The organism is Cellulosilyticum sp. ST5 (assembly GCF_046529625.1).
Classification (GTDB): Bacteria; Bacillota; Clostridia; order Lachnospirales; family Cellulosilyticaceae; genus Cellulosilyticum; species Cellulosilyticum lentocellum.
This window is the reverse complement of record NZ_CP132338.1, coordinates 205,389-230,366: the sequence shown is the minus strand read 5'-3', so window position 1 is coordinate 230,366 and position 24,978 is coordinate 205,389. Positions and strand designations below refer to the sequence as shown.

Annotated in this window: 21 protein-coding genes; 4 read left to right on the top strand and 17 right to left on the bottom strand. The window is 34.4% G+C overall.

What is annotated here, in order from left to right; translation table 11 throughout:
• Positions 1-97: 97 nt before the first annotated feature.
• On the bottom strand, positions 98-883 hold the full coding sequence (locus QTL86_RS01090; RefSeq protein ID WP_127067469.1) for an AraC family transcriptional regulator: 786 nt from the start codon (positions 881-883) through the stop codon (positions 98-100).
• Between the two features lie 169 nt (positions 884-1,052).
• Positions 1,053-3,152, bottom strand: a complete 2,100-nt coding sequence (locus QTL86_RS01085) for a sodium-translocating pyrophosphatase (protein ID WP_410496257.1) — start codon at positions 3,150-3,152, stop codon at positions 1,053-1,055.
• A 320-nt stretch (positions 3,153-3,472) separates the two neighbouring features.
• Between QTL86_RS01085 and QTL86_RS01080 the strand changes: the two genes are divergently transcribed.
• Positions 3,473-3,850 (top strand): hypothetical protein, encoded by a 378-nt coding sequence (locus QTL86_RS01080; protein WP_013658140.1) that lies wholly within the window; start codon positions 3,473-3,475, stop codon positions 3,848-3,850.
• A 69-nt stretch (positions 3,851-3,919) separates the two neighbouring features.
• Here QTL86_RS01080 and QTL86_RS01075 read toward each other — a convergent pair whose 3' ends face one another.
• The 4 genes from QTL86_RS01075 to QTL86_RS01060 all read right to left on the bottom strand — a co-directional run bounded on the left by QTL86_RS01075 (position 3,920) and on the right by QTL86_RS01060 (position 6,816).
• The gene (locus QTL86_RS01075; protein ID WP_410496256.1) at positions 3,920-5,116 is read right to left on the bottom strand and encodes a cytochrome c biogenesis protein CcdA; all 1,197 of its coding nucleotides are present in this window, start codon (positions 5,114-5,116) and stop codon (positions 3,920-3,922) included.
• A 113-nt stretch (positions 5,117-5,229) separates the two neighbouring features.
• Positions 5,230-5,559, bottom strand: coding sequence for a winged helix-turn-helix transcriptional regulator (locus tag QTL86_RS01070; protein ID WP_410496255.1), 330 nt, complete (start codon positions 5,557-5,559; stop codon positions 5,230-5,232).
• Positions 5,560-5,670: 111 nt separating this feature from the next.
• Positions 5,671-6,072: an acyl-CoA thioesterase gene (locus QTL86_RS01065; protein WP_013658143.1), complete on the bottom strand. Its 402-nt coding sequence runs from the start codon at positions 6,070-6,072 to the stop codon at positions 5,671-5,673.
• A 159-nt stretch (positions 6,073-6,231) separates the two neighbouring features.
• Entirely contained in the window at positions 6,232-6,816 is a 585-nt protein-coding gene (locus tag QTL86_RS01060) for a hypothetical protein (protein ID WP_013658144.1), read from the bottom strand.
• Positions 6,817-6,971: 155 nt separating this feature from the next.
• On the opposite strand from QTL86_RS01060, the gene pepT reads away from it, so the two are divergent.
• Positions 6,972-8,201 (top strand): peptidase T, encoded by a 1,230-nt coding sequence (pepT, locus tag QTL86_RS01055; protein WP_410496254.1) that lies wholly within the window; start codon positions 6,972-6,974, stop codon positions 8,199-8,201.
• Positions 8,202-8,249: 48 nt separating this feature from the next.
• Here the strand turns inward: pepT and QTL86_RS01050 are convergent, their stop codons facing one another.
• The 4 genes from QTL86_RS01050 to QTL86_RS01035 form a co-directional block, all read right to left on the bottom strand.
• Positions 8,250-8,732 (bottom strand): CarD family transcriptional regulator, encoded by a 483-nt coding sequence (locus tag QTL86_RS01050; RefSeq protein ID WP_013658146.1) that lies wholly within the window; start codon positions 8,730-8,732, stop codon positions 8,250-8,252.
• 211 nt (positions 8,733-8,943) lie between these two features.
• Complete coding sequence (locus QTL86_RS01045) at positions 8,944-10,425, bottom strand: methyl-accepting chemotaxis protein (protein ID WP_410496253.1); 1,482 nt, start codon at positions 10,423-10,425, stop codon at positions 8,944-8,946.
• Between the two features lie 1,072 nt (positions 10,426-11,497).
• The gene (gene helD / locus QTL86_RS01040; protein ID WP_410496252.1) at positions 11,498-13,783 is read right to left on the bottom strand and encodes an RNA polymerase recycling motor HelD; all 2,286 of its coding nucleotides are present in this window, start codon (positions 13,781-13,783) and stop codon (positions 11,498-11,500) included.
• Between the two features lie 295 nt (positions 13,784-14,078).
• Positions 14,079-15,191 carry an SGNH/GDSL hydrolase family protein gene (locus QTL86_RS01035; RefSeq protein WP_127067475.1) on the bottom strand — a complete coding sequence of 371 codons (1,113 nt, stop codon included), beginning with the start codon at positions 15,189-15,191 and terminating at the stop codon, positions 14,079-14,081.
• Positions 15,192-15,488: 297 nt separating this feature from the next.
• Here QTL86_RS01035 and QTL86_RS01030 point away from each other — a divergent pair, with 297 nt between their 5' ends.
• The gene (locus tag QTL86_RS01030; protein WP_410496251.1) at positions 15,489-16,523 is read left to right on the top strand and encodes an IS1595 family transposase; all 1,035 of its coding nucleotides are present in this window, start codon (positions 15,489-15,491) and stop codon (positions 16,521-16,523) included.
• A gap of 58 nt (positions 16,524-16,581) precedes the next feature.
• Here the strand turns inward: QTL86_RS01030 and QTL86_RS01025 are convergent, their stop codons facing one another.
• Positions 16,582-17,148, bottom strand: a complete 567-nt coding sequence (locus QTL86_RS01025; RefSeq protein ID WP_410496250.1) for a TetR/AcrR family transcriptional regulator — start codon at positions 17,146-17,148, stop codon at positions 16,582-16,584.
• Positions 17,149-17,298: 150 nt separating this feature from the next.
• Here QTL86_RS01025 and QTL86_RS01020 point away from each other — a divergent pair, with 150 nt between their 5' ends.
• Complete coding sequence (locus QTL86_RS01020; RefSeq protein WP_410496249.1) at positions 17,299-18,267, top strand: sugar phosphate isomerase/epimerase family protein; 969 nt, start codon at positions 17,299-17,301, stop codon at positions 18,265-18,267.
• Between the two features lie 163 nt (positions 18,268-18,430).
• Here QTL86_RS01020 and rbr read toward each other — a convergent pair whose 3' ends face one another.
• The 6 genes from rbr to QTL86_RS00990 form a co-directional block, all read right to left on the bottom strand.
• Complete coding sequence (gene rbr / locus QTL86_RS01015; protein WP_410496248.1) at positions 18,431-18,967, bottom strand: rubrerythrin; 537 nt, start codon at positions 18,965-18,967, stop codon at positions 18,431-18,433.
• A gap of 131 nt (positions 18,968-19,098) precedes the next feature.
• Positions 19,099-19,629 carry a hypothetical protein gene (locus QTL86_RS01010; protein ID WP_410496247.1) on the bottom strand — a complete coding sequence of 177 codons (531 nt, stop codon included), beginning with the start codon at positions 19,627-19,629 and terminating at the stop codon, positions 19,099-19,101.
• Between the two features lie 33 nt (positions 19,630-19,662).
• Complete coding sequence (locus QTL86_RS01005) at positions 19,663-21,012, bottom strand: MATE family efflux transporter (protein WP_410496246.1); 1,350 nt, start codon at positions 21,010-21,012, stop codon at positions 19,663-19,665.
• A gap of 120 nt (positions 21,013-21,132) precedes the next feature.
• A complete protein-coding gene (locus tag QTL86_RS01000) occupies positions 21,133-22,182 on the bottom strand; it encodes a LacI family DNA-binding transcriptional regulator (RefSeq protein ID WP_410496245.1) in 1,050 nt (349 codons plus the stop codon).
• A 173-nt stretch (positions 22,183-22,355) separates the two neighbouring features.
• Entirely contained in the window at positions 22,356-23,189 is an 834-nt protein-coding gene (locus tag QTL86_RS00995; protein WP_410496244.1) for a DUF3298 domain-containing protein, read from the bottom strand.
• 78 nt (positions 23,190-23,267) lie between these two features.
• Positions 23,268-24,959, bottom strand: coding sequence for an FG-GAP repeat domain-containing protein (locus QTL86_RS00990; RefSeq protein ID WP_410496243.1), 1,692 nt, complete (start codon positions 24,957-24,959; stop codon positions 23,268-23,270).
• Between the last annotated feature and the right edge of the window lie 19 nt (positions 24,960-24,978).

Genomic DNA, 24,978 nt, shown 5'->3' with positions numbered 1-24,978 from the left:
TTCCACCTCTTTCTTAATCCATATAGATTAATGATAGCCTTAACAAAAGGTCTTAACAATGACTAATCTTGCTTGTTTACTGATGAAAAATGCTTTTTTAAGATTTGTATTGTTGTAAGCGAAACTCACTAGGAGTCAAACCTGTGCTAGATTTAAATTGACGCATAAAGTGTACATCATTTTCATAGCCACAAGTTTCAGCAATATATTTAATAGAAAGATTGGTTTGTGATAAGTAGTATTTAGCATATTCAATACGCGCATTAATAATATCTTTTAAGCATGTGACACCAAAGTTTTTTTTGTATAAACGCTGAAAATAGTAAGGACTAAGCGTAGCCTCATGTGCTAAACCCTCAATGCACCATTTCTCATAAGGTGCGCTATAAATCTTGCTACGTAAAAGAGAGAATTTGTCATGATGAATCTTTTCAATGCCCTTATTAAGAGCGGGTATGACCTGAGCTATTTTTAATAAAAAAAGCCTCATATAATGGTCTAATGCTTCACGGCCATAATTCTGCCCAGCGTAATATTCATATGTCATATTTTTAATCAGCAAAGAAAAGTATTGCATGTTATTGATGGGAATAGGCTTTTCAAATGGAATATGTAGCTTTTTCAAGAAATCCTCATCACCAGAATCAAGTGTAAAATTAAACCAATCATTAGAAAAAGGCTGTTTGTAAGCCTCATAATATTGAGGTGTTCCTTTTTGGTATAGAAAAAATATATTAGGTGAGGTATATACATCTTGTCCATTCACATGAAATAAAGCAGGGCTTTTTATAAGCAGCGCAAGATAATCACCACATCCATCGGGACGTTCAATTTTAAAATCCATGTCATGGACATGATTATGTCCAATATAGGTCATTTGCATAAGCAACCTCCTATCCAAAGCAGTATCTATCAGTTAATTGACATGATACATCATTGATACATAAATTTCAAATTAAAACATGGTGCTTAAGCAATGAGATGGAATATATTAAGATATAGTATAGAAAAATAAAAGGTTACCTCTAATGAAGTAACCTTTTATTTGAAATTTATAAGATAGACCAGGTTAATATAAACATACCAAATACGATGGATACCATCGCCATAAGTTTAATTAAAATATTAATGGCTGGACCTGCTGTATCTTTAAATGGATCTCCTACGGTGTCACCTACTACTGCTGCTTTATGTGCATCAGAACCTTTGCCACCTAAATTACCCTCTTCAATATACTTTTTCCCATTATCCCATGCACCACCAGAGTTAGCCATCATTACAGCCAGAATAAAACCTGTAGTAGTGGCACCAGCTAATAAACCTGCTACACCATTTGGACCTAATAATAAGCCAACTGCTAATGGAGAAACAACACCTAATAAAGCAATTTTAACTAGCTCTTTTTGAGATGCTTTTGTACAAATATCTACACAAGCAGCATAATCTGGCTTAGCCTTACCTTCCATTAGTCCTGGAATTTCATTAAACTGCCTTCTTACCTCAACCACAATTTTGCCTGCTGCTTTACTAACAGAACTCATAGCAAATGCTGCAAATACAAAGGTAGCCATACCACCTACAAATAAACCTATTAAGACTTGTGGGTTAATAATCGATAAATCAAAGGTAAAATCTAAACCTCTTTGTTTGACTAACAGTTCTATAGAATCTTTATATGCTGCAATAAATGCTAAAGCAGTAAGGGCTGCTGAACCAATAGCGAAGCCTTTACCTGTAGCTGCAGTTGTATTACCTAATGAATCAAGTGCATCTGTTCTTTCTCTTACCACACTTTCAAGCTCTGCCATTTCTGCAATACCACCTGCATTATCTGCCACAGGTCCATAAGCATCTGTGGCTAAGGTAATCCCTAATGTAGAAAGCATACCTACAGCTGAAATAGCAATACCATATAAGCCCATATTAAAGTTATCAGCACCACCCGCTAAAAGATAGCTGGCAATAACTGAGATACCCACAATAATAACAGGTACAGAGGTAGACAGCATACCTATTGAAATACCACTAATAATAACAGTAGCTGAACCTGTCTGGGCAGACTCTGCTAATTGTCTTGTAGGCTTGTATTGACTACTTGTAAAGTATTCTGCAAAAAAGCCAATACCAATACCTGCAATCAGTCCACTTAAAATAGCAAAGTAAATACCTACATGTTCCTGTCCTAGTACATTAACAACGAGGAAATAAGCTGCAATCATAATGACGATAGCTGAGAAATAAACACCCTTTCGTAAAGCTCTAAGTAACATCTTTTGGGAAGCCTTTTCCCCTGTTCTTACAAAAAAGGTACCTAGAACTGAAGCAATAACCCCTATAGCCGCTACCAACATAGGGATAACAACACCCTTCATCCCTAAGCCTGCTGCCACAGCCAAAGCACATGAAGAAATAATAGAACCTACATAAGACTCATAAAGATCAGCTCCAAGTCCTGCTACATCTCCTACATTATCCCCCACATTATCTGCAATAACAGCGGGGTTTCTAGGGTCATCTTCTGGAATTCCCTTTTCTACTTTACCTACTAAATCTGCTCCTACATCTGCTGCTTTAGTAAAGATTCCTCCACCAACTCTTGCAAATAATGCCATAGAAGAAGCACCCATACCAAAGGTTAGCATTGAAGAAGTAATATAAACAATACGCTCTGCTTCTGGTAATGCTCTATAATACCATTCTAATATGTAATACCAAATACTTAAATCTAACAAGCCAAAACCTACTACTACTAGCCCCATTACTGCACCACTAGAAAATGCTGCTCTAAGTCCCGAGTTTAAACTCTTTGTACATGCCCAGGTCGTCCTAGAGTTAGCGGATGTTGCTATTTTCATACCTAAAAAGCCACTTAATCCAGAGAAAAATCCTCCAGTTAAAAAGGCGTACGGTACAAAAACACTTACATAGTCAAGCCTACTTAAAATAAAAAGCACTACAAACATTCCTGCAAAAAAGATTGCCACACCCTTATACTGCCTAATTAAATATGCCTTTGCTCCTACCCGTATACTTGATGCAATTTCTTTGATTTTTTCTGTTCCCTCACTCATTTTTAGTACTTTTCTGCTGAAGTACACTGCAAATAGTAATGCAATGATTGAACAAATAGGTACTAGTACTACTAAATCCATAAAATCCCTCCTACAGACTATAGTGACTTGCCACTTCTATTATATCTGTTTTATTTTTATATACATCTCTATTTTATTAATCTAAACACAATCTTTATGCCAAATTTCACCTAATATATTATTATTTTTCTAAAACAATTTTTGATAATTGATAAAAATAAGACACATTAAATTGTTAATCTTCTATTTTAAAATCTCATCAAAGTAAAAAGATTAACAATTTATGAACATATTAATCGAAATATATTTAATTTTAGGTACAATTAAGCTATACTAGAATATATAAATAAAATACGACCACCTTATAAAGGAGTGAAAGTATGTTTGATACAGCTTTCTGTCATGTTTGCTATAGACCTGATCTCTACATCGTCTTTATGCAATGGAAAAAGCCTTGTGTTGGCAATGACTATCGTGACCCTTTCTACTATGCGCTTTATCTTTTAAAGAAATATAGGGTTTCTAATATGGTCATTGATGTTACCTCTGCCTTTGGAACAGGTGCTGAGGATATGGACTGGACTTTTAAAGAATTTATTCCAACTATGGCTTATACTACTTGCAGTGAAATTGTCTTTATCAAAGGTACTACCAATTATGTATTTAGTGATATTACTACCCTTACCAGAGAATTCGTTAAATATTTTATGGTTTATCAATGTACCTCTTTTGAATCTGCTATTGATACGTTATACTAGACATCCTTTATTTAATAAACAAAACAAAGGAGGATCAGCTAATGGCTGTATCCTCCTTTGTTTTGTTTATTAATATTTTTCTACAAGTTCTTTCATTGTGCTCAAATCCATAGCTCCTGGCACATATAAAGCAACCTCACCCTTAGGATTAATAATAAAAGTGGTTGGGAATGCTGTGATTTGGTAGTTATACATAAGTTCAGCACTTTCATCAAATACAACAGGGAAGGTATACCCTTCATCTTCTAAGAATGCAATAATGTCTTCTTTACTGCCTTCTCTTCCTATATTAGGCATGGCTACACCTAATACAATCACCTCGTCTTCATTTAAACCATATTCTTCATAAAGCTTCTCTATATCTGGCATCTCTTTTTTACAAGGTGGACACCAGGTAGCCCAAAAGTTTAAAAACACTGTTTTCCCTTGATAATCACTAAGCTTATGTGTATTACCATATTGATCTTCCAGAATAAAATCCGGTGCTAAAACAGCTTCTTCATCTACTTCTGCTTCTTCATTTGATTGTTCTTCTTTTGACGAACTTTGTTCTTGTACTTTTTCATTCGTAGGCTTAGTAATGACTTCCTTCGGTCCTGTTAATCCATTCATTAAAAAAACAAGCCCAGTTAATACAAGTAACATACCACCTATTCTTTTTATGCTTAGCCCCTTACTCTTAACACGTTCTAAAAGCTCTATCATTTTTTCCGCAAATACTGCTAAAAGCAAGAATGGTACTACAAATCCTAAAGTATACACACCTATTAACAAGTAACCTGTTAGTGCATTACTACTTGTAGAAGCTACTACCAAAACAGACGCTAGCATAGGTCCTATACAAGGTGTCCAACCAAAACTAAAAGTAAACCCTAAAATATACGCAGCTAAAGGATTCATCTTTTTTACTTGATAGTGCATACGTTTCTCTCGTTGAAGTTCATCTATTTTGAGTAGATCCATATAAAACAAGCCCATACCAATAATAAGTAGTCCTCCTAAACCTAAAAAGACATTCTTATTACTCATTAAAAACGGCCTGATAAATCCTACCCCTGTTCCTAAAATAAGAAAGGTTGTAGATATACCTAATACAAATAATAGGGTGTTAATTAATAATGTTTTCCTATTACGTTTTGCTTGTCCTTCATTATCAGTGTTCTGAGAAAGCATTGCTAAGTACACTGGTAAAATAGGCAAAACACAAGGGGATAAGAAGGATACCAATCCTTCTATAAATACTACAACTAAATTAAGCTTCTCCACTCACTTCACCTCTACTTTCTTCATACATAACCAATCCACTAGGTATCAATAATTAATCTATCAGAAATAGCGTATCATAACAATTAGACACTTTTCTGTAACCAGGTCACTTATTAATCACAAGTTAAATGATTATTTCCCCACTCAATCATCTGCTCCACAATAGGAAGTAATGATAATCCCGTTTCACTCAAATAATACTTAGATTCCATTGTATTACCACTTATCACTTTTTCATTTTCTACAATTCCTTGTTCCATTAATAAATCTAGCTGCTGTGAAAGCATTTTCTTAGTACATCCGTCTATTTCGCGTTGAAGCTGTCCAAAACGTTTCTCCTCTTTTTGTAATGTCCATATAATAGTGGCCACCCATTTTTTACCTAAAATATTAGATAACGCTTCAACAGGGCAACTATATTCTTCTGCCTTTATTTTAAACATGATTGTATACCTCCACTTAGTACTAACAAAAAAACGGCTTATTGCACATTACGGCTCTTTGTCTTCATCCAAAGCCAAGCCTTCATTATGTATAAACCGTTTCTTCTTTATTTAAGCTGTTTTCTCAATTTTTACTTTGGCTACTTCCCTTGGCTTTCCTGCCTGATCAACAGCCACACCAATAAATAATCCCTCTGAAGCTAAAGTTGTACTACCTGTTTGTACATCTTCTATAAAAACCTGTACACATACCTTCATGGAAGTTCTACCAGTCTCTATTAATTCTCCTACGCATCTAACCACTGACTTAGCAGGAATAGGTTTTATCATTTTTAAATCATTAACAGCTGCCGTTACAGCATTTCCTTCTGCATGTCTTACAAACACCAGACCTGCTGTATTGTCCATCAACTTCATTATTTCTCCGCCATGCATATTCCCCATACCATTCAAATGCTCCGGTAAAACAAATTGCATAGTCTCTACTCTTGATAATAAATTACTTTTTATCATGGCTCAATCTCCTTATGCTCTAATTTTATGTCCTTTTCCATTTTGTCTCTATTCTATAATATTAAACTAGTATCTTTATTGTAATCTTTTTATCACCTATATGCAATCTATTATTACTTTACAATTATTATTATTTAACTTTTTCCCTCTACCAACGCATTATTCTGATTTATTAAGTTCCTTAAAAAATTCACCTAGAATTTGATTATCCACTTTAAAGTTTTGAAGCATTTGGCTATAATTCATGTTTTGTGGGAAAGTCTGCAGTTCCAGACTAATTGCTGTTTTATATATTCCTTTAAATACTTGCTCTGAATCTTTGACTGCTTCATTAAATTCATAAGGTGAAAGAACACCATAAAGGTATTCTAATTTCTCTAGTGTAGATACAATACTATAATTAAAAGTTTGAATAAGATCAGGATTTTTTTGCTTAATAAGTTCAATATATGAGAAAGCATAATTATATAATAAAATAAGCTGTTCTTCTGAAATATTAGGGAACTCCACTCTTAAAAATTGTTTCTTTGGTCTTCTAAAACGTCTCTTTATGGTAGGTTTTTCAACTATATAATAACGATTTAAGCAAACAAAATGCTCCCAAAATTGTTCAGGTGACATACCTACTTTAAACCTAAATGCTTTTCTATAAAACATGATATTAAAGCTTTTCCATGCCTTAACAATGTCACCTTGAGCAATACCTTCTCCACCTTTTATACAGATTGCTTTGAAACTAGCCATATTTTCCTCCGCTTACATTTATTTAAATGTATTATATCATAGTCTTAAATCATTATTCATTAATCCTTCATTAAAAATATAGTAGCTAAAGCTACTTGATGAAAATCTGCAAATATGTCTATACTAGAGTAAAAGACAGTAAAGGAGGACTTTAAATGCAAGAAAAATTAATAAATCGCTTTTTAAAATATGTTCAAATCGATACAATGTCTGATGACACAAGTACCACCTTTCCTAGTACAAAAACACAGTTAGAGTTTGCTAAAATGCTATTAGAGGAATGTAAGGCCTTAGGACTTGAAGATGTATCCTTAGATGAATATGGCTATGTCATGGCTACTTTACCTAGTAATGTAACATACGACACAGATATCGTTGGCTTTATCGCCCATATGGATACTGTGCCTGACTACTCAGGTAAAAATGTTAAACCTCACGTCGTTAAAGACTACAAGGGGGGTGACCTCATTCTCAATGCTCAAACCGGGGTGACTTTAAGCCCTGGGCAGTTTCCTATTTTAAATGATTTTATTGGTGAAACGCTCATTACAACTGATGGTACTACTGTTCTAGGCGGCGATGATAAAGCAGGCATAGCTGAGATATTAACAGCTATAGAATATCTCATTAATCATCCGGAAATTCCTCATGGAACTATCCGTATAGGTTTTACCCCTGATGAAGAGATTGGAAAAGGTGTAGATTACTTTAATGTTAAAAAATTTAATGCTCACTTTGCTTATACCATAGATGGTGGTTTAGTAGGTGAGCTTCAGTGCGAAAACTTCAATGCAGCTTCTGCTACAGTATCTTTTGAAGGCATTAGTGTACACCCTGGTGATGCTAAGGGTAAAATGAAAAACAGCTTAACCATTGCTTGTGAATATCAAAGTCTTTTGCCTGCTGATGAAGTACCAGAGCTTACCGAAGGACATGAAGGCTTCTATCACCTTCATGATATGAAAGGTACTCTGGAACATACTGAACTCCATTATATTATTCGAGACCATGATAAAACTAAGTTTGAAGCACGCAAAGCTATGATGCTTTCTCTTGCTGACCAACTTAATCAGAAATATGGTAAAGACACTATCCAGGTTACTCTTAAAGATAGTTATTTTAATATGAAAGAGATTATTGATCAACATCCAAGGGTTATGGCTTTAGCTGAAAAAGCTATTCAAAATGTAGGCGTTACACCACTTCATGAACCTATTCGTGGTGGTACGGATGGCGCAAGACTTTCATTTAATGGCTTACCTTGCCCTAATATTTTCACAGGTGCTTATAATTATCACGGTAAATACGAGTTTACTGTTGTAAATCATATGCTTCTAGCTACAAAGACCATTATTGAACTTAGTAAATTAGTTGCACAAGCTTAAATGCATAACTATAAAAAAGCAGTTTAAACATATGTTTAAACTGCTTTTTTATGCCAAAACCTTATCTAATAACTTTGTTGCTTCTTTCATGGAAATAGATTTGATTAAACTTAGTTCATCTGCCAAGAATTTTCTTGCTTCCATAAGCATGGCATTTTCACTGGCATTAAGTGCCTTACCCCTTTGAATATGTGTTAATTCTCTAATAACCTCTCCATAATCAGCCAAGCTTCCTGCCATTAATCTTTCTTTATTAACCTTCATTCTCTGCTTGAGTACAGTAGACGCATGAATCTCTGTTTCTTTGTCAGCTAACTTCTCTAATACTTCATTAGTCATTGTTTCATCACTTACGAATCTAAAATGAGAAGCTTCTACTTTATCAGTAGGAATCATAACTGTTGTATTTGAAGATTGAAGCTTAATAATAATGTACTCTTTCGTTTCATCTAGCATTTTTCTCTCTTCAATTGTTGCAACTATACCCGCCCCTCTTAAAGGGCAAAAAACTTTATCACCAACCTTAAACATCTATTTCACCTCCAAGATTATTTACTTCTTTGTATTCCTATTATCATTATAGCACATTTACCCCAAAAAACCAAACCTTAAATTTTATCACTACTAAACACCACTGTCAATATACTTTTTACATATTTTTACCTACAAGAAAATAGTGATGATAACAGGCTTCTTTCGCCACTTTGTTATCATCACCATCACTATCTTTTCTATCTTATTGCTACGCTTTATTTAGTATCATACTATCGAATACTTTTTCTCCTTGACTTGTTAACGACTTAGTCATTTGCTTGATTTCACTTAAACCTTGGACTATTTGTTTGGACATTTTCTTGGTTTCTTCCATTAAACTTTCTGCTCTACCGCCACCATTCTTTTGTAGTTCACGAATCACCTCATGACCTTTCTGATGAAGTGCCTTATGAACCGGGTCAATCGCTTGCCATTTATCTTTAAGTGCACTGTGCTCTACTTTTAAAGCACCATAGAAATGTCCAAATTCACATTTTGTTCCATTGGTTTGTAGTGGCACGATACATCTGCTTTGTACCATATCACTTAATTTATTAACCCACCCTTCATGCGAAGCTATGGCTTTGTCAATAACTACTATAAATTCTTCATTACTCATAGGACGTATTCCTTTATTGAGCCTGCTTACCATTTCTTCTATATAATGAGAAAAACTTTGATCTATTTCACTTATTTTTTCAGACTGAGTAGCACTGCGGTCTGCTTCTATCCCAATAGTTTCTGCCATATTACTAATTTGCTCCGAATCATCTCTAATAACTGAAACAGCTTGTCTCATTTCTTGAAGTGAGGCATTCATTTCTTGCATCGTATAGCTTAACTGATTGATTTCCTTCATAGCCTGTTCTACACCCTTAGCACTTTCTTCAAAGCTATGAGTCACTGTATCAATGGTTCCACTCATATGTTCTATGGATACATGAGTCACTTCAACACTTTTAATACTTTCTGTTGTCGCACTTCTGATACCTTCTGTAAAGCCTTGCATATCTTCTAGCTTTTGTTTAGTACTTTCTGCTAGTTTTCTAATCTCCTCAGCAACTACTGCAAAGCCCCTACCTTGTTCTCCTGCTCTAGCTGCTTCTATACTGGCATTAAGAGCTAATAAGTTGGTTTGTTCAGCAATGCTTCTTACACCATCTACCATTTCATCTACCTTAGCTGACATATCCTTTAAAACGGTAACTTTATCTAGCATAATCTTCGCATTTTCTCCAATGGCCTCTTTTAATTCAGAAATCTGATGAATATGTGCGATATTATCTTGACTACGTTTTACTAAATGATGAGACTCTTCACTAATATAACTAATATTTTTTGTACCTTGCTCTACAGCATTAGTCATTTCATTAAAACTAGTAGCAGTTTCCTCAATCATAGTCATATTATTAGAACTGCCTTCAATCATTGTTGCTACAATATCTTTTAATTGATTAGAAGAAAATTTCATATTAACATCAAATTCACTTAAGCTCGCACTCTTTTTTAATATTTCTAGTGCTATAGTCATATAGTTTTTATTCAGCTCTAAAATTTCTTCAAATATATATAAAAGGCGATTGTGTTTAGCATTCTTAAAATTAGGCTTTAAAGGTGCTTCTCCTCTTATGACTGCTTCTAAATACACAATCATTTGGTTTAATTCTTTATCTCTAGCTATTAGTGCCATCTCAGTTCCTCCCAGTGTTCATTCTCTCTTATTTATCTCATACATCAATAGATTATGATATATATCGACATTATTCTTCCGTTAACTTAGACCTTTTATAGCCTAAGCCTATTCAATCATACAAATAGAAATTTGCCTTGGCGTTTATGAGAATAACGTTTGGAAGAAAATGAGGGGGAGGGCTGTCTTCCAGAGTTCCGGTTCAAATTTTTTGAGGCACTAGGCTCATTTATTTGGATGAACGCACGAAAACTCCCGGTGGTCAAACACTCGTGCTAAGACCCATCCAAAACGTTCGCCAAGTGCCTCTAAAAAATTCTCCCAAGTCACTCTTCCAGACAGTCCTCCCCCTCATTTTCACAAATGTTATTGACATCATAAACTTTAAGGACAGTGACGAAGTAGGGAAAGAAGGCATAACGACAAGTATTTTTCATTTTTTATTAGGGATTCGGCTTCCTGAATACATATACATAAGTGTAAAAACAAAATAAATAACTTCCCACGGCATAATTACCACAGCTTCAACCTGAGGAACTGACCGGGTCAGCCAAGTCTCAATCTATTGTTATAGGTACCTCTGGACTTAAGGAAGATGTTCACTGGTGTGCTGCAAGGAAGGCGCCACTTATAAGTTGTTTTAAATGTTTTTATACATCTCATTATCAAATAAAGTTTCAAACCAGAGTCTTAAGGTCTTAGCTTCCTAGCATAGGGTGCACCGGCCGAGACTTTTAGGAGCTCCTCACTCATTGGTTTAACTTTCATCGCTAGTCTTAGTAGGCACTACGCTATAACGCATACGTGCTGAGGAGCCATTTTGCGCCTTGCTTAAGGTCTATTTAGCTAGCTGTGAAAGTTCATTTCAAGAGTCTGGAGCACAAAATAGCTCTTCAAGTTATTATACTTGAAGAGCTATTTTTGTTGTCTCTATCTGCTATAAGTAAAGTGAACTTAGTGTCTACTGAAAATGCGGAGCAGAACCACGGCAGGTAGCCACCCTATCTCAGTTTTGCCCAAATAGTCCGTAAAATCCACGACAAATTTCTAATTATAATAGCAACTTCATCGGTTACAAGCAGGATGCTACTAGCTCTGTCGGTAAGTCTATGGTGTACATACTTAATTCGTGAAGTGCCCTCGTAATCATGACATAAAGTAATTTAATATCTAAATCCTTTGCCTTAAACTTACTTGCACTCACATCATAAAGTAAAACAGCATCAAATTCTAATCCCTTAGTTAAATAACTTGGCATCACTGCTACTTGTCCGTTATACTGTTCTTCTTCATCTTGCAGCCATTCTATTTCTAGACCTTTCTTTCTAAGTGCACGGTATAGGTCTTCACCCTCTGCAAGATCTTTAGTAATCACGCAAATGGATACTAAGCCCTGATCCTCATAAACTTTAATCTTATTATAAATTTGATTTACTCTGTCCATTTCGCTTATGCAGTGGATAAGCTCTGGCCTATGTCCATGTCTAAAAACCGGCTGAGCTAATAAAACGGGGCGATCCTTATTTGCTCCTAGTACCTTATTGGCTAATTCAATAATTTCAATGGTAGAACGATAACTCGTAGTCATCTCAAAATAATGATAGCTCTTTCCTTCAAAGACTCTATCCATGACTCTTTGCCAATTATTAATTCCTTTATAACCATAGATGCCTTGTGCTAAGTCTCCTACTAACGTAAAGGCATCATTGGTTGAAGCCTTTCTAAGCACCAATAATTTCATTTCGTCTAAATCCTGTGCTTCATCTACTACGATATGCGCATATTGCCTTTCATCATCTAGACCATAAAGCTGACTTTGAATATAAACAAGTGGCCCTAAATCTTCTGTTTCAAAAAATTGTTTTCTAAGCTGATCTTGTATTAAAACAATAACTGATTTAAGTGCTTCCTCCGGCATTTTTCCTTCTAGCCATTTATAAAGACTTTCTTCTTCAAACATCTGCTGATAAAAAGTAGGTGCAGATGGTAAAGCAATGTTTTTGATATAAGCTTTTGTATAAGCTATAGACCACTTTTTAATATCTTTGATTTTTTCATCTCTTTCATCATAAAGAGCAATAATTTCTTGACGTACAGTTTCTATATCTGTCACTGAAGCTTTGAGTGCTTTTAGTTTTCTAGCATAAATTTGTTCGATCAACTCTTTAATATCTGCTTGCTTGTCTTGAAGCTTTTTCTTAATATAATCACCTAATAGCTTTACCCTTGTCATTAAAGGGAGACCTCCATTACTTACTAGAAACATATGTTGAAGTTCCTTATAGCTTACTATAGTGATCCCCTCATATTGAATCCCCTCTGGTGCAATAATACTAGTTTCTAGTCTTTTTAACTTTTTATCAATTATTTTAGCAAATAAAATGGAGCCTCTTAATTTGCTAGCTAAAGCTAAGATTTGTGCTTTTTCCTCTGCCTCAACTAATAAAGTATCTAACTTATCTCTTTGTTTCCCTAGCTTAATCCCTTTTCCTAATTTATCAAGTGCCCAAGCTTCAAAGGTAGTCTGAACCACATGCTCTACTCCTAAATCAGGCAATATATCTGAGATATATTTTAAGAATAATTGGTTAGGTGCTACTACCATATATTTTGCTTTAGGATTTTGCTGATTATAAATAAGATAAGCCATACGATGAAGTGCAATAGTCGTTTTACCACTCCCAGCTACACCTTGAACGACTACTGGCAAAAAGCTTTCACTTCTTATAATTTGATTTTGTTCCTGCTGAATAGTGGCTACAATTTCCTTTAAACGTCCACTAGTAGACTTATTTAAAGCATCCATTAAAAAGCCCGTTCCTTGCTGCAAGCTGTCTTTTAAATTATCCTGCAAGGATTTCTCATCATGAATTTCTGTGAGTTTACCTTCTTCTATGACATATCTTCGCTTTAAAAGCATTTTACCTTCTACTATGCCATCAGGCGCCTTATAAGCTACATCCTCATCAATACCGCTATAGTAAATGTTAGCCATAGGAGTACGCCAATCTAAGACTAACATATCTCCCTTTTCACTGTCATAAAGTCCGAACTTACCAATATAAACAACCTCTAAGTTGTCTGTGAAATTTTCTTTGAAGTTAATTCTTCCAAAATAAGGTGCTGCTTGTATTTGGCTATATTTATTTAAGTCCTCTGTTAGCCCTTGCCTCATCTGAAGTTTCAAAACTAAACGTTCATCAAAAGCACTACTTACCTCTTTTCGCAAGCTTGCAATTTCATGTTCTAATGTCTGACCTTCTTCCTTTAATGTCTCACTTTGAGCTGTAATCCATGCCTTAGTTAATTCTAACTGATGTGCTTCTTCTTTATAATCCTTGTGTTCCTCTGCTTTCATATACTCTCCTTTTCTGCATTTTAGACATCAAAAAAGTAGCTTAGTAGATATGCCTACCAAGCCGTCGTATCTTTCAGCCGCTTATTTCCATTTCTAAGGTGTTTTTCTATTATATCACCTTTTTATAAATATTCAATCTTATTATTTACTTTTCGTAACATAATATACATGTGTAGCTACTATTTGACCATTATCCTATCAATAACATCCTTGTCTGCTCTATCTATGCTTTTAGATAGATTGAAAAAACCTTTAAGTAAATGACCTACGGCCTACCTAAAGGTTATGGAAAGTATTAAACTAAGATGCTTTGTAAATATGATACTAAAACCTCACTAGCTTGCTTATGTGAAAGTTCTCCTGGATGTTGCCTTGCTCCCACTGTTTGATCTGTCGTATCTGGTAGCGCTATAAAACTTACTTTATTATCTCCACTTTCCTTTTCATAAGTTGCTATAGCTTCTTTTATAAAAGGTGCCATAACATCCCCTAACATCCCATAAGCCCATACTATATAAGCTTCTTTATTATATTTTCTTAGCTTATGTAAAAAAGTGACTGCTGCCTCTTTAAAACACTCAATATCTTCTTTGTTAAAAGAGCCATCTTCATTTAAACGTTGTTTAAAGCTTTCACCTGTCAGCTCATCTTTCCAAGCTGGTGAATTAAAAGCGCCACCATCATTGGTTCCTAAATTAACAATGATGGCATTAGGTTGCCATGCCTTAAAATCATTCTCTTCTTTTGCTCCTAGTGACTCATTTCTCTTGCCATTTAATAGGCCGCATACTTTCTCATAATAAAGTGGCACAGCTGCATGAGGATTATTATCCCAACTGCTATAGACCCCCCAACCACTTTGACAAATAAGACGATATTCTGCACTTAAAGCATCTGCTGTCATTCTGGCATAATTATTTTCAGTGCTAAACCACATTGAAATCCAATCCTCTTCTATCTTAGCACCTATACTTCCCTCTCCTGATGTAATACTATCTCCTATAAACTCTAATTTGTAAGGTTTTTCTTCTACTGGCAAGAAGCTACCATCTGTTTTAAGCTGATGGATCTGAAGTAGATGATCTTCGTCTCCTGACATAGCTTGTACTTCTTTAATGATTTTTACCTGTTTAATAACCTCTGGATTCATTCCTCTAAAAATGCAAATCCAACTTCTTCCCTTCTCTACCATTCTTCTACTTACATAGGTACCATTAATAACAATACTTATCCAAGGCTCATAGGCACTGTAGTCAGCTTCTACTTCTATCCAAAGCTCTGCTGCCCTTATATGACATTCTATTCCACTTCCTGTCCAGAACAAGGTAAGTGGTTGTTTTTTATTAGCAGTTCTTCCTAGTATTTTTAATGCTTCTATCTCTTTGACTTGATATGTAGATAATACCATTTGAATTTTCCTCCATCTTCTTGTTAGCAATGCATTACTAGTACTTTTAATCATTTTAATTGTATCGTTCTTCCACTGCCTTTTCAATCAAGCTATGTTGTCTTCTCTCCTACTATATTGCCTAAGTACTACAAAAGAAAGCTCCATATTATACATAAAAAAATGCAAAGCCTTATTTTACTAGGCTTTGCATTTTTATTTTATTTTATGGCTCTGTTAGACATACTTGAGGACATTTGTATAGAACTCCCAATAAATGGTATAATTTAACTATTAAACTTTTTAAGGGAGCCGTATATGACAGATTTCAATAAGTTAATTAACGATATTCGAACACTTTCTGATGGACAACTAAGAGAATTATTTAACTTTATAGGAGAGATACTATCTCTTCAATTTATGTCCAAAGATATTCAGACTGAGTTTAAAGAACATCGTTTCAATGGCGGTCAAGTCTGTGTGCATTGCGGCTCTCTTGCTGTTGTTAAAAATGGCAAGTTAGGGGATAAGCAACGCTATAAATGTAAGGATTGTAAAAAGAACTTCAATGATTTAACGCTTTCGGTCTTATCATGCACAAAACTCCCATTAACTAAATGGATGGAGTATGCTAAATGTATGTTGCTCGGACTAAGTATTAGGAAATGTGCTGCTCATGTAGGGGTTAGCGTTAAAACATCATTCTATATGAGACATAAGCTCTTGGATTGTATTCGTGAATATATGGGGACAGGTGCAGTTAAAGGCGTTGTGGAAATGGATGAAACCTTTCAAGCATACAGCTACAAAGGGAACCATAAGAAGAGTGGATTTGTTATGCCCCGCCCTGCAAGACATAGAGGCGGGCAAGTAAAGGTACGTGGTATCAGTTATGAGCAGGTATGTATTGCTACTGCAATAGATCGTAACAATAATATTATTCTTGAGCCTGTATGTACCGGAAGGATTACAAGCAAGGACTTAGAACGTCTATTTGAAGGACGTATTGAACAAGGCTCCATTATATGTACGGATTCGCATAAGTCTTACATTCAGTTTGCTAAAGATTTCAAACTGAACCATAAGCAGATTAAGCGTGGCAGGCACAAAGAGGGTATTTATCATATTAATCACCTTAACGCATTACACAGCCTGTATAAAGCTTGGATACGTCGTTTTAAAGGGGTATCTACAAAGTTCCTTATCAACTATCTCTGCTGGTTCAAATGGCTCCAATTATTTTGTGATGAAAAGGAAGTTGTACGCAGCAAAAATATACTTATTCATAGTGTAATCCCTTGCGTAGATACCAGAATAGAAACTTATCGAGGCAGAGGGGCAGTGTTTTTATAAGTTATAAGAATATAAAAAGATGAGTTATATAGTCACTAACTCATCGTAAATATCAACTTTATTGAATACTCATTGATCTTCCAGCAATATATAAGATTAATTGAGCTTCTTCTTCTGGAGACACCTTGCAATCAGATAGGACCCATTCCTTAAGGATACTGACTGACCCATGTTGAACATAGGTAGCAATAGCATTTTTTGTATTTATATCTAATGTTTCTGGTAAGCAATTGATTATAATATCATCAAATTGCGGGAATAAATACTTTATATTAGAAAGTAGACTATAATGATCTTGTTGCAGCATAAGTTTTGCAAATTCATGATGATCCTTTATATATTGCAGAGTTTCTCTTAAACATTCATAACCACTTTTACCATCTGAAAGATTTTCTAAAACAGTAAATGATGTTTGTTGTAAATACTCTTTAACAATTTCATCAAATACATCATATTGACTTCCATAGTATTTATAGAATGTTGTACGATTAATTCCGGCTACTTGGCATAATTCTAGTATAGTTATTTTGTTTATTTTAGCTTCTTTTAGCATTTGTATCAAAGCGTTCTGTACCAAACCCTTTGTTAAGAGCACTCTCTTACTAATGTTACTTTTCACTGTCATAGTTCCTCCGTTAAAATCAACATTTGAGTATTATTTGTCGATTGTAAAATCAACAGATGTTGATATTATTATATATGATACACTACTAAAAGGAGTTATGAAATGAAAAAAATTATTAGAAACATAATAAGCATTTTCCTATTTATTATAATGGGTATGCTGATATTTATTGCTGGTTATAAAACATATAAAACTCACCAAGTTAATAAAATACTTAAAGCACATGATAAAGAGGTGGTTAGCACTATTACAAATGCTGAACACATTCCAACAGCTGTCCAACAGATTATGATAGGGTCATTATGCAACAACTATGACAATGCCTTGCAGACATTGCAAAATATTAAGGCCGCAGGTTATGATGCAATTGAATTAAATGATTTTATGATCCATAAATCATCACTACTAGTTAAACTAATGACTCAGTTTTCTGGAATGCCTATTGGAGATGGCGGTGGACTCGATTGGCATAAACTAATTGCAGAAAGTGGACTCAAAGTAATAAGTCTGCACAGTAATCTTTCTAGCATAGAAAACGACGCAAAGGCTGTAGCAGACGAAGCTAAAAGTTTTGGAACAAATACTGTGGTTATAACTGGTATGTATAGATTTGATTATAGCGACTTAGGCGAAGTAACAAAGCTTGCTCAGCGTCTTAACGCCGCTGGAAAAGCTCTTTTAGATGAAGGGGTTCAGCTGCTTTATCATAATCACAATTGTGAACTGCAAAAGGTAACATCTACTAAAACAGCTTATGACATTCTTATTGAAGAAACTAATCCTGAATATATTAACTTCGAGTTTGATAGCTATTGGATAGCAGATGGAGGGGCTAATGTTTATGCGTTAATGGAGAAACTTGGAGATAGAATGAAATTATGGCATATAAATGATCGTGGGTGTACCAAGTCTGGACCATATATGACTCCGATACTAACAGAAGATGCGACTGAATTAGGGTCGGGAAATATAGATTTGGATACTCTCACATCAATTGCATTAGCAAATGGTGTAGAAGGCATTATCCTTGAAACTCATAAAAATTGGATAGATAATGATCCGATTAGGAGTATTCAAATTAGTGCTGATTATCTCCGAAATATGCTCAACCTTAAATAATACTCAATACCCCTACCAACATATTCACTTTTTGGTAGGGGTATTCTTATAGAACTTAGATACCGTTATGATTTTAGCTGAATAAAGAAATTCGTTAATTGCGGATATAATCTTCTATGGGAGATTATATCCGCAATTTTATCTAACAGAACCTATTTTATTATTAGTAATTAGTTGCTCTTTCTTCAAAATAACCTTGTGGATGTGCACATACAGGACAAACTTTTGGTGCTTCTTTGCCTCTGTGAATGTGTCCACAGTTGCTACAAATCCATACTATTTCTTCGTCTTTTTGGAATACTGTATTTCCTTGAAGGTTACTTAGAAGTTTTAAGTAGCGTTCTTCATGTTCTTTTTCAATCTTAGCTACTTCTTCAAATAAAAAGGCAATGTGGTCAAATCCTTCTTCTCTTGCTTCTTTAGCAAAAGTAGCATACATATCTGTCCATTCGTAGTGTTCACCACCTGCAGCATCTTTTAAGTTCTCTTCTGTTGAGCCAATGCCTCCATGAAGTAATTTAAACCAAAGCTTTGCATGTTCTTTTTCATTACGAGCAGTTTCTTCAAATAAAGCTGCAATTTGAGAATAGCCTTCTTTTTTAGCTTTTGATGCATAATATGTATATTTATTTGTTGCCTGTGACTCCCCTGAGAATGCTTCTTGTAGATTTTTCTCTGTTTTAGTTCCCTTTAAATTCATATTATACCTTCCTTTCTTTTTACCAACATTTTAATTAATAAAAATCATATTAATCATATTAATTGTATTATATTTTTTATAATTTTTCAACCCTTCTTCCCATTCTATCTTCTTAAGAGGTACATTTACTATCAATGTGTTGCTATGTAATCTAAAAATATTTTAGTCTTACTCCAATAATGAACTCCCCAATTTTCAAAGTTCCACTCCTCCATATAGCTGTTACATTCATAATCAATATAATAAAGCAACCCCTCCTGTACCACAAAATTAGTAGGGAAGTAATCAATATTCAGCTTCGCTTCATAAAGCACTTTACACATTTTATGCATTTGTTGTAAATAAGATGATTTCATTTGATCTTTAAGCACTAATTCAAATATGGTTTCACCATCAATAAATGTCTTAAGCAAACGTTCTCTCTTCTGGTCTACTTCTATTAAAGTAGGCATTAAAATACCAATAGCTAATAATTTCTGGTAATCATTTAACTCTGATTCAAGTTTATTTCCAAATTGATAATACTCACAAGGCTCATGATGAATTTGTTTAAGCACATAGCTTTTTTCTTCATTTCTTACTAAATAAGAGTAGCCGCCCTTTCCTTTACCTAAAAGCTTCACCACTTCATAATCTCTTTCATTTACCTTCATTATTTCCATTCTTAAAGGCCTCCTTACTTCCTATTGTTAGTTCTATGTAATATTCTTCATCCACTTCCTCTTTTTAAATAAAATAAGAGAAAGCCCTAAACGTACTAGTTCTTCTAATGATAAGATAAAGTAAACTAAGTAAATAGGTAAATGCCAGATAAAAGCTGCTAAAAAGCCTAAGGGAATACCAAATCCCCAAGTTCCTATTATATCTATAATTAAAGTTAATTTTGTATTTCCCCCACTTCTTAAAATACCCCCACCTAAAATCATATTGGCAATCTTGGCAAATAAAACGAAGCTGAAACTATACAAAATATAACAAGTAAGCTGACTTACCTCCTCAGTTACATTGAATAGCCTTCCATAAAATCTGGCACAAATCAATAAAATTATGCTAATTCCTAAGGAACCTATAACACCTATTTTTAAAAGCTTTCTTGCAACTGCATAAGCGCCTTCATAATCATCTTTTCCTAATCTACCACCTACCATAACAACAGTTGCTACTGATACGCCGCTAAACAACCCTATTAATAAGCCTTGTACTGGGCTAGTTAATGTCATCGCAGCTAAAGCATCTCTACCTAATCTTCCATAAATACCTGCATAAATATTTTCTCCCAAGCTCCATAAGAACTCACACGCCAAGATGGGAAGAACAATAATAATTACCTTTTTTAAGAACGCTTTACTAGGAAGTACTAATGGTTTAAGTATGATTTGTTTCTTTTTCTTGAGTACTAGAATAAATCCAATTTGTAAGCTCATTTCAACTACTCTAGCTATAAGAGTTGCTAAAGCAGCTCCTTCGATGCCCATTTCAGGGCAGGAACCGTTTCCAAAGATAAAGAAATAATTGCCTACTATATTAAGCATCATAGCCACTATACTTCCATATAATAGCCACTTACTTTTTTCCAAGGTTCTTAATAGCGCAGAAATAACCATAGTAATGGCCATTGGCACAAAGCTTAGAGCTATTATCCAAAGATACTTAGCACCTGCTAAATAAATAGCTGTATCTTTTGTATAAATCCTCATGATATCCTTGGTCATTCCTAATGAAGGAATTAAAAATAAAATAGCAATTCCTATAGCAATATATAAATTGGAAAAAAAGCTTACATTCATCCCTTCTTCATCTTTATTGCCCCAATATTGCGCAATCATAATAGCAGCAACAGTTGAAATAGCAGATAATGTAACCGTCACAAGGCTACTGTATTTAACAGCTATACCACTTCCTGCTATACTAATACTTCCTAATTGCCCTACCATTATTTGATCAACCAAACTAAATGAAGATTGAAAAGCACATTGCAATGCAATAGGCACAGCAATGCTTTTAAGTTCTTTATAAAACGTAGTGTTTTCTTTTTTCAAAACCATCACCTCTTTATTAGAGGCATTTGCGCAAAGCCTATCTAGATACTCCTATTTTACTATAGCACCTGAATATATCAACAGGTTAAGCGCGTAACCTAAACTAAAAAAAGCAACTTCTTTTTGTCACTTATCACCTATATCTTTTACACTTTCTCTTGTCACTAAGGAGGTGGGAAGTACCACGTTTGCTATTGCTTCATCTCCTGCTATCAGCGCTTCAAGTAGCTCTATAGCCTTTTCTGCTCTTTTATTCATATCTTGTTTGATAGTTGTTAATTTGGGCCTTACATACTGATCTAGCTGAATATCATCAAATCCTATAATAGAAAAATCTTCTGGAATTTTTACGCCTTGGTCTAAAAGATAATTCATCCATTCAATGGCATATACATCAGACGCACAAAAAGCAGCCGTGTATTTTTTTATTTCTTTCAATAAGTGCTTATAATAAGCAAAACGCTCTTTCTCATCAAAAGGCAATAACTTAAAATCTTCTGGCATAACTATTATTTGATTGTCTAAAAGTGCTCTTTTAAAGCCCATATAGCGTTCATGATCGCCACAAGTATCATTATCTGATAAAAACATAATTTTACGATGACCTTTATGTACTAAATAATTTCCTGCTTGATAGCCTCCACCTTCATTATCAATACCTACATTTGAATATTTTTCAGCTTCATTCACATAGCCATCAATAACCAAAAAAGGGATGCGCATTTTTGCTCTTAAACTTTGATAATCTTGATTACAATAGCCAATTAAAATAAGCCCTGCCATATTCCACATAGAAGCATACTGTACAATCTGTTCTAAACGTGATTCTTCCTTGACCATCATAAAATAGCCCTTTTGATTAAGACATTTAGATAAGCTATTTAGTATATCACTCACAAAGGGATCCTTTAGCATTTGTCCATTGTATTTTTGATCATCTGAGAGCATAACACATATAATCTTAGAGCTATTTTGAGCTAATAAAACTGCTGCCATATTAGGAATATAGCCACTTACCTCTAAAAGCTCCTGCACTTTTTCAACTGTTTTGGCTGATATTTTCTTGGTCTTTCCATGAATTACATTAGATACTGTAGCTGTGCTTACCCCTAAGCTTTCTGCAATGTCTTTGATAGTGACTCGCCTTTCATTATAGTTTATTTCCTGTTTACTCATTTTCTCCTCCCTAACATCTTATTTATCTACAAAAGATGTACTTTATATCTCTTTTATTCTAACATCCATATAGCTATTTGGGGTAATTAAGGCGCTCTATCCCTCTCATTTTTCAAAATCATATACTCATACATACACCATTTCTTAGTAAAACCAAACCTATATATAACGACTTAGTATACCTTATTTTCCATAGGCGAAGTCACTTCATTAGGTACTCCTTTGCTTAATGGTCTATATTCTTTCTTTAAATAAGGGAATACCTCATAAGGAATCGAAAATTCTAAAATACCTACCGCATGAGGTGAAATAATATATTCGTTAGAGATGACCACAAACCCATTATCTGAAAGGTACCAAGTATCTTCTGTTAAAATATCCTTGATATTTTTTTCATAGCCTTCAAAAAAATACTCTTTATATTCATACTTATTAGTTTGTTTTAGTAACTCTTGATTAATAAAAGTAATAGCTGCTTTTTCATCTGTGGTAATATCTTTTAAAGTTAATCGCCTGCCCGTATTAGGATCAAAATTTTGAGCATAACGCCAACTATTAGGATGTGCACCACCTGTATATTCATCATTATTTTCTATCAAACTAATTACCTTTTCATCTAGCCTTTCTGGCATATAACTCATACCTAAGCCATAACCTTCCCAGTAGGCTCTTTCTTCCTCACTTCGCCCTTTATAATCCTCTTGGGCTTGTTTAAAATCAATAGCTTGCTGTACTTCAAAAGCTTTCCTTTTATTTTGATAAAAATCATTCATCTTTTTAGTAGCTTTTTGGTTACCTCCTATAGTAACTACAGGGATATTGCCTTGAACCTGTAACATAGGAACACCGTTTTTATCCTTTAATACTTGATCTAATTTTTGCAAAGTAATCCTAATTACTTCAGCTTCTCTAGAACTATCGATCTCTGCAGGAATAACCTGAGCCTTTCCACTATTACTTACTAAGCAGGTTGTTAATAAAAGTATAGAAAGTACACGACTGATCATAAATGATGCTCCTTTTTATATGATTAAACATTACTCTGCTTATTATGGCTCAATCTATGTTTTAAAATACATCTTCGTTTAGTGCCAACAGTGTATATCTTCCACATCACCAAATACTTCATACAATGAGCCATTTTGATAACCATATACCTTATATCCTGGATTTCCCCACTCTTCAGATTCAACAACTATTTCCATAACACCATCATTTTGCACATCAGCAATAGCTACAATCCTTCCTTTGTCTCCTGTAACTAAATTAATAGTCACTCTCATAGTATGTACAGTGCCATCATTACCTATTTTTCGAAGTATTAGCTTTGTATTTCCTTCTTCTTGTAGTATCAGTACCACTTCATCTTGCCCGTCTCCTTCAATATCAATACGGTAGTTTTGTAAAATTGTAGCATTAGGGAAAAACTTTTGATAACTATCTATACTTTGCGCCTTAGGTATTCTAGGCATTGCTTCCCATGTACCACTAACTGCTAGATAAGGCATCTTTTCATCTATTTGTATTTCCCCTCTATAGGAATTGGCATTGATCACATTATCTTGTTTTAAACTAAACTGAGAATGTTCAATTTCCTTTATGTAGCCCTTTTCTAGGCTATAAACCTTATAATGTTCATCTTGATGAATATAGTGACACATTTCTAAATAAGAATAAACCCTATTATCCTTTGAACCACCTAGCAAGCTCCCATTGCACACTACAGGATGATATCCTTCATCCGCTATATAAGGCTGACTTCGTACTTTCATTTCACCTAACTGTATATCCTGTCCATCTGTTACAGCCTGCTTATATATTTCTTTGGTATAGGTAAATTCTTCATTATTTAGCTCTGTATATTGAAGCCTTAAATAATCATCTTTAAGATAAAGTATAAAATACTCTTTTATTACACGCTCCTGCTCCTCATATGTTCCTTGTAGTACAGCTATTGTTTCCTTGGGCAACTTTATATCCTTTATCTCTTCTTTAACCACTAACTGAGGCTTAGATAAGTACAAACCTAAATCTATGGTTTCTTCTCGATTTGTTTTTAAATTCAAATAAAGCCTATACCAACTACTTGGTCCATGCTTGGTTTTTCTTTCCCATACAGCATATTCAAGTTGCAATGGAACTGGCTTACTCTCTTTGAAAAAGGCACTGTAATCTACTTCATATATCTCACCGCTCATTTCTTTTATACTGCCCTTCTCATCTAACTTGTAGGTCACCTTGGCAATAGGTAAATAATCTTGCCATGACGTACTTGGTCCTCTTCCTATATAATCTGGAGTGCCTTCTTCAACAGGATTTACCATGACATAAAAGCTCGTAGCATTTTCTAATTTAATCATGATATTTTCTCCCCCGCCTGCAAACCAATTACTTAAAGGTAAATAAGCATCTTTAGGATAAATGCCTCTTCCTTGTTCATCTTCTTGGTAAATCCCCACTACTTGATGTTTTAAATCGATACAGAGCGTAGGATTTGTCTTACTTGTTAAGTACAAAGAAGTTTTAGGATAAATTAATTGCCCATTAAGCATGGTTTCTTCCTTAGGATCTGTCGTCCATTTCCACTCTAGGTCATCTATTACTTTAGCTATAGGTGCCTGTTCTATCAAAGCCTCTTCTTGTACCACTGTTCCTGAATTATTTTCTTTTATAGTTTCTGGATGAGTATTAATCCTATTACATCCTAGCAATAAAGCTACGCTTATTAGACTTATTCCTACTAACACTTTTCTTATTTGGTATCCTAGCTCCTCCATTTTTACCTCCAATATGCAG

Coding starts and splice junctions, on each gene's coding strand:
- QTL86_RS01090 (WP_127067469.1), bottom strand. CDS start 883: ATGCAAATGACCTATATTGGACATAATCATGTCCATGACATGGATTTT.
- QTL86_RS01085 (WP_410496257.1), bottom strand. CDS start 3,152: ATGGATTTAGTAGTACTAGTACCTATTTGTTCAATCATTGCATTACTA.
- QTL86_RS01080 (WP_013658140.1), top strand. CDS start 3,473: ATGTTTGATACAGCTTTCTGTCATGTTTGCTATAGACCTGATCTCTAC.
- QTL86_RS01070 (WP_410496255.1), bottom strand. CDS start 5,559: ATGTTTAAAATAAAGGCAGAAGAATATAGTTGCCCTGTTGAAGCGTTA.
- QTL86_RS01065 (WP_013658143.1), bottom strand. CDS start 6,072: ATGATAAAAAGTAATTTATTATCAAGAGTAGAGACTATGCAATTTGTT.
- QTL86_RS01060 (WP_013658144.1), bottom strand. CDS start 6,816: ATGGCTAGTTTCAAAGCAATCTGTATAAAAGGTGGAGAAGGTATTGCT.
- pepT (WP_410496254.1), top strand. CDS start 6,972: ATGCAAGAAAAATTAATAAATCGCTTTTTAAAATATGTTCAAATCGAT.
- QTL86_RS01050 (WP_013658146.1), bottom strand. CDS start 8,732: ATGTTTAAGGTTGGTGATAAAGTTTTTTGCCCTTTAAGAGGGGCGGGT.
- QTL86_RS01045 (WP_410496253.1), bottom strand. CDS start 10,425: ATGGCACTAATAGCTAGAGATAAAGAATTAAACCAAATGATTGTGTAT.
- helD (WP_410496252.1), bottom strand. CDS start 13,783: ATGAAAGCAGAGGAACACAAGGATTATAAAGAAGAAGCACATCAGTTA.
- QTL86_RS01035 (WP_127067475.1), bottom strand. CDS start 15,191: ATGGTATTATCTACATATCAAGTCAAAGAGATAGAAGCATTAAAAATA.
- QTL86_RS01030 (WP_410496251.1), top strand. CDS start 15,489: ATGACAGATTTCAATAAGTTAATTAACGATATTCGAACACTTTCTGAT.
- QTL86_RS01025 (WP_410496250.1), bottom strand. CDS start 17,148: ATGACAGTGAAAAGTAACATTAGTAAGAGAGTGCTCTTAACAAAGGGT.
- QTL86_RS01020 (WP_410496249.1), top strand. CDS start 17,299: ATGGGTATGCTGATATTTATTGCTGGTTATAAAACATATAAAACTCAC.
- rbr (WP_410496248.1), bottom strand. CDS start 18,967: ATGAATTTAAAGGGAACTAAAACAGAGAAAAATCTACAAGAAGCATTC.
- QTL86_RS01010 (WP_410496247.1), bottom strand. CDS start 19,629: ATGGAAATAATGAAGGTAAATGAAAGAGATTATGAAGTGGTGAAGCTT.
- QTL86_RS01005 (WP_410496246.1), bottom strand. CDS start 21,012: ATGGTTTTGAAAAAAGAAAACACTACGTTTTATAAAGAACTTAAAAGC.
- QTL86_RS01000 (WP_410496245.1), bottom strand. CDS start 22,182: ATGAGTAAACAGGAAATAAACTATAATGAAAGGCGAGTCACTATCAAA.
- QTL86_RS00995 (WP_410496244.1), bottom strand. CDS start 23,189: ATGATCAGTCGTGTACTTTCTATACTTTTATTAACAACCTGCTTAGTA.
- QTL86_RS00990 (WP_410496243.1), bottom strand. CDS start 24,959: ATGGAGGAGCTAGGATACCAAATAAGAAAAGTGTTAGTAGGAATAAGT.